General features: G+C 58.2%; 10 protein-coding genes. 9 read left to right on the forward strand and 1 reads right to left on the reverse strand.

The window, feature by feature from the left end; translation table 11 throughout:
* Position 1: 1 nt before the first annotated feature.
* From gpt to trpE, 4 genes are all read left to right on the forward strand, one after another.
* Positions 2–511 (forward strand): xanthine phosphoribosyltransferase, encoded by a 510-nt coding sequence (gene gpt / locus ACR0EV_RS08360; protein ID WP_171668292.1) that lies wholly within the window; start codon positions 2–4, stop codon positions 509–511.
* 67 nt (positions 512–578) lie between these two features.
* Positions 579–1,754: an aminotransferase gene (locus ACR0EV_RS08365; protein ID WP_480799672.1), complete on the forward strand. Its 1,176-nt coding sequence runs from the start codon at positions 579–581 to the stop codon at positions 1,752–1,754.
* An 80-nt stretch (positions 1,755–1,834) separates the two neighbouring features.
* Complete coding sequence (locus ACR0EV_RS08370) at positions 1,835–3,676, forward strand: peptidylprolyl isomerase (RefSeq protein ID WP_480799673.1); 1,842 nt, start codon at positions 1,835–1,837, stop codon at positions 3,674–3,676.
* Positions 3,677–3,687: 11 nt separating this feature from the next.
* Positions 3,688–5,199 carry an anthranilate synthase component I gene (trpE, locus tag ACR0EV_RS08375; RefSeq protein ID WP_480799674.1) on the forward strand — a complete coding sequence of 504 codons (1,512 nt, stop codon included), beginning with the start codon at positions 3,688–3,690 and terminating at the stop codon, positions 5,197–5,199.
* 59 nt (positions 5,200–5,258) lie between these two features.
* On the opposite strand, the gene ACR0EV_RS08380 is transcribed toward trpE, so the two are convergent.
* Positions 5,259–6,671: a divergent polysaccharide deacetylase family protein gene (locus tag ACR0EV_RS08380; RefSeq protein WP_480799675.1), complete on the reverse strand. Its 1,413-nt coding sequence runs from the start codon at positions 6,669–6,671 to the stop codon at positions 5,259–5,261.
* Between the two features lie 199 nt (positions 6,672–6,870).
* On the opposite strand from ACR0EV_RS08380, the gene ACR0EV_RS08385 reads away from it, so the two are divergent.
* The 5 genes from ACR0EV_RS08385 to ACR0EV_RS08405 are packed head-to-tail and all read left to right on the forward strand — an operon-like array spanning position 6,871 to position 10,919.
* Entirely contained in the window at positions 6,871–7,452 is a 582-nt protein-coding gene (locus ACR0EV_RS08385) for an anthranilate synthase component II (protein WP_480799676.1), read from the forward strand.
* Positions 7,449–8,468 carry an anthranilate phosphoribosyltransferase gene (gene trpD / locus ACR0EV_RS08390; protein ID WP_480799677.1) on the forward strand — a complete coding sequence of 340 codons (1,020 nt, stop codon included), beginning with the start codon at positions 7,449–7,451 and terminating at the stop codon, positions 8,466–8,468. Before ACR0EV_RS08385 ends, trpD begins: the two co-directional genes overlap by 4 nt.
* A complete protein-coding gene (gene trpC, locus ACR0EV_RS08395) occupies positions 8,465–9,277 on the forward strand; it encodes an indole-3-glycerol phosphate synthase TrpC (protein ID WP_480799678.1) in 813 nt (270 codons plus the stop codon). The genes trpD and trpC overlap by 4 nt, the downstream gene beginning before the upstream one ends.
* Positions 9,277–9,750, forward strand: a complete 474-nt coding sequence (gene moaC, locus ACR0EV_RS08400; protein WP_480799679.1) for a cyclic pyranopterin monophosphate synthase MoaC — start codon at positions 9,277–9,279, stop codon at positions 9,748–9,750. Before trpC ends, moaC begins: the two co-directional genes overlap by 1 nt.
* A complete protein-coding gene (locus ACR0EV_RS08405) occupies positions 9,747–10,919 on the forward strand; it encodes a molybdopterin molybdotransferase MoeA (protein WP_480799680.1) in 1,173 nt (390 codons plus the stop codon). Before moaC ends, ACR0EV_RS08405 begins: the two co-directional genes overlap by 4 nt.
* Positions 10,920–10,936: the final 17 nt, after the last annotated feature.

The following is a 10,936-nucleotide window of genomic DNA, read 5'->3' on the forward strand; positions in this document are numbered from 1 at the left end:
CATGAGCGCCAAAGACCGCCTGCCCCACGAAAAAGGCTTTCACATCAGTTGGGATCAAATCCATCGCGATTCGCGCGCGTTGGCCTGGCGTCTTGATGGACAAGGTCCAGACGATGGTGCCTGGCGCGCCGTTGTAGCCATTACGCGCGGCGGCATGGCCCCTGCGATGATTGTGAGCCGAGAGCTGGACATCCGCACGGTCGACACGATCAGCGTGCGGTCGTACCACCATCAGGAACAAGGCGAAGCCGAAGTTCTGAAAGCCCCCGACGCAGATCTGATGGGCGATGGCACCGGCGTTCTGATCATCGATGACCTGGTAGACAGCGGCAAAACGCTGGAGTTGGTCCGCAAAATGTACCCCAATGCACATTTTGCGACCGTCTATGCCAAACCCAAGGGCCGTCCGATGGTGGACACCTTTATCACCGAGGTCAGCCAGGACACGTGGATCTTCTTTCCGTGGGATATGGCACTTCAATATGTCGAGCCATATCGCGGCACCGACTGATCCCTTCTTCTGTTAAAAAAAATACCTCGGAGCGCGAGGCAGAGCCTCGCATAGAAACCGGTACGCCATGACCCAGACCCGCACCAGCGCCACTTTCCCTCCTCCGGTGATGGAGGCGCGACGTTGGATTGAAGGTGTCACCTTCCCAGTTGACCGCCCACTGATCAATGTCAGTCAGGCGGCACCTGTCGACCCACCTCCGCTTGCTTTGCGTCAGGCCATGGCCGATTTTGCCGTGCAGGAAGACAGCGCGCATTTATATGGGCCGGTCTTGGGGAACGACGACCTGCGCGCCGAATTGGCGGCTCAGATCAGCGGGCACTACGCAGCACAGGTTGATCCGGCTCAGACCGCGATCACTTCGGGCTGCAATCAGGCCTTTTCTGCGGTGATCTCGGCGATCACCGATGAGGCAGATGAGGTGATTCTACCAACGCCGTGGTATTTCAATCATAAAATGTGGTTGGACATGGCTGGGGTAAAGGCTGTGGACCTCCCAACCAGTGATGACCTGCTGCCGGACCCAGAACAGGCGCGCGCACTGCTCACCGAAAAAACGCGCGCTATCGCTCTGGTCACGCCTAACAATCCCGGCGGTGTTGAATACCCGGCCGATCTGGTCCGAGCTTTCTATGAACTGGCGCGTGACACCGGATTACGCCTGATCGTCGACGAGACGTATCGCGATTTTGATAGCCGCAGCGGTCCACCACACGACTTGTTCCAGCAGCCAGCGTGGGACAAGACCTTGGTGCATCTCTATTCCTTTTCTAAAGCCTACCGCCTAACAGGCCATCGGGTTGGAGCCATTGCCACAAGCCGCACCCTTTTGGCAGAAGTCGAGAAATTCCTCGACACCGTTGCCATTTGCCCTGGTCAGATTGGCCAGTTCGCGGCCCTTTGGGGGATGCAGAACCTGTCACAGTGGCTGGCAGGTGAACGGGACGAGATTCTGGACCGCAGGGCCGCAATCAAGGACGGAATGCCAGCACTTGAAGCGCAAGGATGGCGTCTTTTGGGGCTTGGCGCCTATTTTGCTTATCTGGAACATCCATTCGATATTGCTTCGGATGAACTGGCCCGCCGTCTGGTGGCAGAGGCAGGCGTGCTGCTGTTGCCGGGTACGATGTTCATGCCCGATCATGACCCTGCCGGAAAACGGCAAGTGCGCGTGGCTTTTGCCAATCTCGACCGTGCGGGATTGGGTCAATTGTTCGACCGGTTACAGGGCCTGTCCTTCTAAGCTTGCCCCTCGGCTGTGTGCGTCGTATTCAGGGCCGCAACCGACAGGGCAGAACGCTGCCGCAATAACAAGAGGGCATCATGGCCGCAGGCGCTAAAAGTCTTTCGAAAACCTTTGTCTGGATTCTGATGGGCCTGCTGATGCTGGGCCTTGCAGGCTTCGGTGCCACCAACCTCAGCGGAACGGTTCGAACAGTCGCACAAGTGGGCGATGAAAGCGTCTCGGTCGATGAGTATGTGCGCGAATTGCAGCGCGAAATCCGCGCTGTCGAAGCGCAGTCCGGCCAACCGCTGCAAATGTCGCAGGCGCGAGATCTGGGCCTGGATCAAAACGCGCTTGCCCGCCTGACCGCGTTGGCGGCTCTGGACAACGAAGTCGGGCAACTTGGAATTTCCATTGGCGACGAAATCCTGCAACAAGAGATCGTAGCGATCCCGGCGTTTCAAGGCGTCGACGGCAGTTTCGACCGGGAAGCCTATCGCTTTCAGCTTGAACAGATCGGCATGACCGATTCTGAGTTTGAAACGGATCTGCGCAAGGAATCTGCACGCACAATCGTGCAAGGCGCGATCATGGGCGGGGTCGAGATGCCAGCGACCCTGACAGACACGATGACGAATTACATTGGCGCGCGACGCAGCTTTACTGTGGCCACCGTCGGGACCGAGGCATTGGAGACCCCAATTGCCGAACCAACCGACGCGCAGATCCAGACTTATTATGATGAGAATGGCGACCAGTTCACCCTGCCCCGCACTAAACAACTGACATACGCGATCCTGTCCCCTGCGATGCTGATCGATAGCGTTGAGGTGGATCAAGACGCCCTGCGGAAACTCTATGAAGACCGTTCAGACGAGTACAATCAACCGGAACGCCGTCTGGTCGAGCGTTTGAACTTCCCGGATGAGCAAGCCGCAAGTGACGCAAAAGCGCAACTTGAGGTTGGCGGTACTACGTTCGAGCAACTGGTTCGTGAACGCGATCTTGAGCTCAGCGACATCGATCTCGGCGACGTGACCCGCGACGATCTGGGCGAGGCTGCGGACGCTGTATTCGCAGCCGATCTTGATACTGTTGTCGGCCCCCTGCCTTCGGTTTTTGGCCCGGCCTTGTTTCGGATTAACGGCTCTCTGGCAGCCAACAATGTGCCTTTCGAAGAAGCCGAACCGGCCTTGCGCGAAGAGCTTGCAGCCGAGCGCGCCCGCCGCCTGATCGAGGCGCAGTCAGAAGATATCAACGACATGCTGGCTGGCGGAGCCACGCTGGAAGAACTGGCGGATGAGACCGAAATGGAGCTGGGTCAGATCGACTGGACCCGCGAGAGTTCGGACGAAATCGCCGCCTATGACGGGTTCCGCGTCGCCGCCGAAGCGGTGCAGGAAGGTGACTTCCCCGAAATCGCATTCCTCGAAGATGGGTCGATCTTTGCCTTGCGCCTGAATGAGGTTCTGCCGCGCCGCCCCGAGCCGCTGGACAGCGCACGTGATCGCGTGGCCGCCGCATGGCTTCAGGCCGAAACCAACAAGGCTTTGGAAGACAGGGCGAATGCAGTTCTTTCACAGCTGGCGACAGATGGCGATTTTACAGCTACAGGCTTGCCCTTCCGCGTAGAAAATGCCCTGACTCGCACGGCGTTTCTGGATGACGTTCCCGCAGATTTCATGAACGAGGTGTTCCAGATGGAACCCGGCGAACTGCGTGTCATCGGTGGAAACGGCGCAGCACTGCTGGTGCGCTTGGATGAAGTTCTTCCGCCTGCAGACACAGACGAACTTCGCCAACTGCGTGAAGCCCTGTCCGCGCAGATGAATCAGGCCCTGTCACAGAATATTTTCAACGCCTATGTGCGCGATGCACAGACACGCGCGCGTCCGGTCGTAGACCAACAGGCGCTGAATGCCGTGCAATCGAGCTTTTAAACGAGACCGATATGGCCCTGACACCCGAATTCGACACCTTCGCGCGCGCTTATGAAGCGGGCGAAAATCAGGTGGTTTACACACGGCTTGCCGCTGATCTGGACACCCCTGTGTCGCTGATGCTCAAGCTGACGGGCGCACAAAAAGATGCGTTCATGCTGGAATCCGTGACGGGCGGCGAAGTTCGTGGTCGTTACTCGATCATCGGTATGAAACCCGACCTGATCTGGCGGTGTCGCGGTGAAACGTCCGAACTCAACCGCTCTGCACGGTTCGATTCCGAGGCCTTCTCGGCCCAGGACGGCAACCCCATGGACAACCTGCGCGCTTTGCTGGCCGAAAGCCGCATCGACTTGCCGGACGATCTGCCTCAGGCAGCAGCGGGGCTGTTCGGGTACTTGGGCTATGACATGGTGCGGCTGGTGGAATACCTGCCGGACGTGAATCCTGACCCTCTGGACCTGCCCGATGCGATCATGTTGCGTCCTTCCGTTATCGCTGTGCTGGATGGTGTCAAAGGCGAAGTGACCGTTGTGTCACCGGCCTGGGCCAGTGAGGGTCAGTCCGCCAAAGCGGCCTATGCGCAAGCTGCTGAACGCGTTATGGATGCGGTCCGCGATCTGGAACGTGCCATGCCTGCCGAAACGCGGGATCTGGGCGATGCACGTGAAATCGCACCGCCAGTGTCGAACTTTACCAAGTCCGGCTATATGGAGGCGGTTGAAAAGGCCAAGGAATACATTCGCGCTGGCGATATTTTCCAGGTTGTCCCCGCACAGCGTTGGGCGCAGGATTTCCCGCTGCCGCCCTTTGCCCTTTATCGATCGTTGCGGCGCACCAACCCGTCGCCTTTCATGTTCTATTTCAACTTCGGCAGCTTTCAGGTCGTGGGTGCAAGCCCTGAAATTCTGGTGCGTGTGTTCGGCAATGAAGTCACCATTCGCCCCATTGCTGGCACCCGCCCCCGTGGCGCGACGCCGGAAGAAGACAAGGCAAACGAACTTGACCTACTGGCCGACAAGAAAGAGCTGGCCGAGCACCTGATGCTTCTGGATCTGGGCCGCAACGATACGGGACGCGTTTCCAAGATCGGAACTGTGCGCCCGACCGAAGAGTTCATCATCGAACGCTACAGCCACGTCATGCATATTGTATCTAACGTGGTGGGTGAACTGGCCGAAGACAAAGACGCGCTGGATGCGTTTTTTGCCGGAATGCCTGCGGGCACCGTCTCGGGCGCGCCCAAAGTGCGCGCGATGGAGATCATCGACGAGTTGGAGCCGGAAAAACGCGGCGTCTATGGCGGCGGCGTAGGCTATTTCAGCGCGGGGGGCGACATGGATATGTGTATCGCGCTGCGCACTGCCATCGTGAAAGATCAAAAGCTGTATATTCAAGCCGGTGGCGGTGTTGTTTACGACAGCGACCCCGAGGCCGAGTTCATGGAAACCGTTCATAAATCCAATGCAATCCGGCGCGCTGCGGCAGATGCTGCACGTTTCACCGGAAGCGGAAACAGCTAAACGAAAAAGGGCGGCAGATTATAAGATCGCCGCCCTTTTTTAACACTCGTTTTCGCAGATTACTGAACCTGTCTCATCATGACCGCCGAAATCGGAGCCATGGCAACGCGGCTACCCCGGTCTTCCAAGCCCCAAAGCAGCAGGGCTGAAATCGTTTCCGGGCGTACCCGACCCAGCATGACCACAGCACCTTCCTGCCCGGCGCGGAACGCAGCCTGATCCAGGAAACGCCGCATGACTTTAGGGTCCTGACGTGCACCGTCGATGTCGCGGAACACAACACCCGACGGCGTGCCATTGCGGGCTGCCAGCTTCTGCACAGTGTTCAACCCATTGTCCTGCGTGATCAGGCCACGACCTGTTCCGGCAGCAATTTCAGCAACCTGATCGGCCAGTTTCCGATTGCCATGAATGCCGCTGTCCACCCCTTCCAGAATGCCAACGGTTTCGGGCAGAGTGTCAAGCCAGACGGACAGCGAAACCTCAGCGTCTTGCGCAGTTGCAGCTTCGGGCAAATCAGCCAGAGCCATGACTTCGAACCCGGCCGCGCGGTGCCGCGCCATCTTTTCTGCAGCATCTGGATCAGACGGGTTCACGGCAAAACTGATCGGATAGGGAAAATCCTGAAGCGCCTCAGCCCCAAATGCGCCCTCGTCATCGATCAGGATGATGGACATCAGCGGTTTGGCTTCAGGGTTTTCGAATTTGGCCGCATAGCGTTCGATCGGCTTGCCCGCCGGTTTTGGCTCTTCCGCCGAGGCTTCATCGGCCACAGGTTCATCATCGCGTTCGGTTAGTGGAATGATACGTTTACCGATCGTTGAACTTGCGCTTGCTTCCTGGTCACCGCCAATCTGCGGCAGCGCAGCGATACGCGGCAGCTTGCGCGGCAGAACGTCCTCATCCCCTTCCACGGCGATTGGGCTGCTTTCAAACGGGTTTTCCTCGTCTGTGTCCTCAGTTTGCGGCAACGGATCTTCTTCCGGCTGAAGAAGAGCAACCTCGGTCGTCTCGGGTTCTACAGGAGGGGTCGGCGTATCGTCGATCACGGCTGGCCCCGCCTCGTCCTGCGGAGCCGAAGGCGCCAGGCTGGGTTCTGGCGGCGCTGCAGGCGCTTCGGTCACAACTGAAACTTCGGTCGCAACAGCGGCCTCGGGTTGGTCCACCGCCTCAGCTGCTGCGCCCACCTCTGGTTGCGTGTCCGAGGATGATTCAAGCCCGGACAAGTCAGCCAGATCCTCGGTTGAGTCATCGGCGGCTTCCAGCCCATGCGGAGCCAACTCCACGACATCGGCATCAGATACGGCTTCGGCTACCTCAGTCGGTGCTTCGGGTGTTTCAGAAATCACCGGAGCCGGCGCTTCGGTTACAACAACCGGCGTATTGACCATCGGTGTCTTGAGCGACACAAACACGCCCAAGATCAAAACAACGATCGCCCCGGCGACCATTCCTCCGAAAAATCCGCCCATTTTTCCTGCCTTTCGCCTCTTTTCTCTGCCTCGTCCAGCTCTGCGCCATCTGATGTGGCGCTCGGCCAATTGGACGCGTCAGAAACGGTATGTCCTCTTGACGCTGCCGCTCAAGCCTGAGCATGTATGTGCGGACATTATACCGTGGCCCGGGGCTGCATCGCCAGCCTGAAATGCCCAAGCGAAGATAAGTGCCCATATGCTGCTGCTGATCGACAACTACGACTCGTTTACCTACAACTTGGTACATTATTTAGGCGAACTTGGTGCCGAAATGGTCATTCGCCGAAATGACGCGCTGGATGTTCAGGAAGCGATGGCCATGAACCCCGCTGGTATCCTGCTGAGCCCCGGCCCCTGCGACCCGGATCAGGCTGGTATTTGCCTTGCGTTGACCGAAGCCGCCGCAGAAACCAAAACACCTTTGCTAGGGGTTTGCCTTGGACACCAGACCATCGGTCAGGTTTTTGGCGGTAAGGTCATCCGATGCCACGAGATTGTTCATGGTAAAATGGGAACAATGAATCACACAGGCAAGGGTCTGTTTGCCGGGCTGCCATCGCCTTTTGAAGCAACGCGGTACCATTCATTGATCGTGGAACGCGAAACCCTGCCCGATTGCCTTGAGGTTACGGCTGAATTGGAAGACGGCACCATCATGGGTTTGCAACACAAGGAACTGCCGATCCATGGCGTGCAATTCCATCCTGAATCCATCGCATCCGAGCATGGCCACGCCCTGCTCAAGAACTTCCTGCAAGAACTGAAAGTCCCCGCATGAGCGACGCGCTGAAACCGCTGATCGGAGCCGCGGCCGATCGCCCATTAACACGCGATGAAGCTGAAAAAGCCTTTGCCATTCTGTTTGACGGGGAAGCCACGCCCAGTCAGATCGGTGGTCTTTTGATGGCCATGCGCACACGCGGTGAAACAGTCGATGAATACGCCGCCGCTGCTGCTGTGATGCGTGCAAAGTGCAACGCCGTTAAAGCTCCGGACGGGGCGATGGACATTGTGGGCACGGGCGGCGACGGCAAAGGCACGCTGAACATTTCGACCGCGACAGCTTTTGTGGTTGCCGGTGCCGGTGTCACCGTTGCCAAACATGGCAACCGGAACCTCAGTTCGAAATCGGGTGCGGCGGACGCGTTGGGTCAGATGGGAATCAACGTCATGGTTGGCCCGCAAGTCGTTGAAGCAGCTCTGGAAAACGTTGGTATCGGCTTCATGATGGCTCCGATGCATCATCCAGCCATTGCCCATGTCATGCCATCGCGCCAGGAGTTGGGCACACGCACAATCTTTAACATTCTTGGCCCTCTGACGAACCCTGCTGGTGTCAAACGGCAATTGACCGGCGCGTTCAGTCGTGACCTGATCCGGCCAATGGCCGAAACTCTTGGCTTGCTTGGATCAGACCGCGCGTGGCTGGTGCATGGCTCGGACGGGACAGACGAACTCACGATCACCGGCATCAGCTGGGTCGCCGCTTTGGAAGATGACACGATCAAAGAGGTCGAGCTGCACCCCGAAGATGCGGGTCTGCCCGTGCATCCATTCGAAGACATCATCGGTGGCACGCCCGAAGAAAACGCAGTGGCCTTCCGCGCTCTGCTGGATGGTGCTCCGTCGGCTTATCGCGATGCGGTGCTGTTGAATTCGGCTGCCGCTTTGGTTGTCGCCGAAGCGGCAAGCGACCTGCGCGAAGGTGTCGCCATGGCCGCCGAGAGCATCGACAGTGGCAAAGCCAAAGAAAAAATCGCCGCTCTGGCACGCAAGACACAGGAAGCCGAATGACCGAGACCGTACTGGACAAAATCAAAGCCTACAAACTGGAAGAGGTCGCGGCCGACAAAGCGCAGAAGTCTTTGGAAACACTGGAAAGTGAAGCTCGGGCCGCATCGGAAACCCGTGGCTTTGCTGACGCTTTGCGATCCGCGTCGCGGCAAGGTTATGGCCTGATTGCCGAGGTTAAGAAAGCTAGCCCGTCCAAGGGTCTGATCCGCCCGGATTTCGACCCGCCTGTACTGGCCAAGGCGTACGAAGACGGGGGCGCAGCATGTTTGTCCGTGCTGACTGACACCCCTAGCTTTCAGGGCGCAAAGGAATACCTGACGCAGGCGCGCGAGGCGACATCCCTGCCCGCGTTGCGCAAGGATTTCATGTATGACCCCTATCAGGTGGTCGAAGCCCGAGCCCTTGGCGCAGATTGCATTTTGATCATCATGGCTTCCGTCAGCGACGATCAGGCGGCGGAACTGGAACAAACCGCTTTCGATTGGGGTATGGATGTTCTGATCGAAGTGCATGACGAAGCGGAGCTGGAGCGCGCGGCACAGCTGAAAAGCCCGTTGATCGGTATCAACAACCGCAATCTCAAGACCTTCGAGACCACTTTGGACACCACGCGACGCCTGTCCAAGCTGGTGCCCGCAGATCGCACCATCGTTTGTGAAAGTGGCTTGGGAACACCCGACGACCTAAGGGAGATCGCCCGCTACGGTGCCCGTTGCTTCCTGATCGGCGAAAGCCTGATGCGTCAGGACGATGTTGAGGCCGCCACGCGTCATATTCTGTCCAGCCCGCTAATTCCCGGAGTGATGTGATGCCGCTGACCCATTTTGACGCACAAGGTCAGGCACATATGGTTGATGTGTCGGACAAGGACGTGACCGACCGTGTCGCTGTCGCTGCCGGTCATATCAAGATGGCAGCAGAAACCTTTGAAATCATTTCAGAAGGCCGCGCAAAAAAAGGTGACGTGCTGGGCATCGCCCGTCTGGCGGGCATCATGGGTGCAAAGAAGACACCTGGTCTGATCCCGTTGTGTCACCCTCTTCCAGTCACCAAAGTGGCGGTTGAACTGACGCTTGATCCTGATCTGCCCGGCGTTCAGATCGAGGCCACGGTCAAGACCTCGGGACAGACCGGCGTTGAGATGGAAGCCCTGACCGCAGTCTCAACCGCGGCTTTGACAGTCTATGACATGACAAAGGCCGTCGATAAGGCGATGGAAATTGGCGGCATCCGTGTTCTTCTGAAAGATGGCGGTAAATCAGGGCGTTACGAGGCGAAATGATCACGGTCGAAGAGGCGCGCGCCCTGCTGTTCGATCTGGTGGGGGTTTTACCTCCGGAAGAGGTTCCTCTGGCACAGTCCGCCGGGCGTGTTCTCGCGCAGGATGTTGTGGCAGGGCGGAACCAACCGCCCTTCGCGGCATCGTCGATGGATGGATATGCGGTCAAGGCCGCCGAAGTTGAGCTGCACGCCATGTTCAAGGTGGTTGGCGAATCCGCGGCCGGCCATCGGTTTGACGGCCAGGTTGGTCCCGGTCAGGCGGTGCGCATTTTCACCGGTGCGCCAGTGCCCGAGGGCGCTGATTTTGTGGTCATTCAGGAAGACACCGACCGACGTGGCGACCTGATCACAATTACCGACGAACCCGGTCCTAAAACCAATATCCGCCCTGCTGGCGTTGATTTTGAAATCGGCACATCCATTTCAGCGCCGCGTTTGATCCGGCCCGAAGATGTGGCCCTGATGGCCGCAATGAACACCCCGCGCGTCACGGTTGCGCGCAAACCGGTGATTGCCCTGATCTCCACTGGCGACGAACTGGTGATGCCCGGGGAAAAGCCGGGCCCGGATCAGATCATCGCCTCGAACACATTCGGCTTGCAGGCTCTGCTTGAGGGATTGGGAGCAAAGGTGCGCGTTCTGCCTATTGCGCGCGACACCGTTTCCTCGCTTGAAACTGCATTTGGCCTGGCACATGGCGCCGATCTTATCGTCACAATCGGTGGCGCTTCGGTTGGTGATTATGACCTTGTCTCGAATGTCTCGCAGGGATTGGGCATGGAACGGTCATTCTACAAGATCCGAATGCGCCCCGGAAAACCACTGATGGCCGGACGTATCGGCGAAACGGCTATGGTTGGCTTACCCGGTAACCCAGTCAGCTCCATGGTGTGCGGTTATCTGTTTCTGGCACCAATGGTGCGCCGGATGCTGGGCCTGGACTACGTGGTGCCGCCTTTCCTTACCGCGCAACTTACGGAACCCTTGTTGGAAAACGGGCCGCGAGAGCATTACATGCGCGCGATTCTAAGCGATAAGGGCATTGCGGCCTGCGTCGATCAGGACAGTTCGCTTCTCAGCGTTCTGGCCCAAGCAAATGCGCTTTTGGTCCGACAACCGCACGATCCAGCCCGTGAAATCGGGGAAACGGTTCAGTACCTGCCGATCTGAGATGTTCTCAAATCCGT

The sequence above is a fragment of the Ruegeria sp. CF8 genome (genome assembly GCF_056537285.1).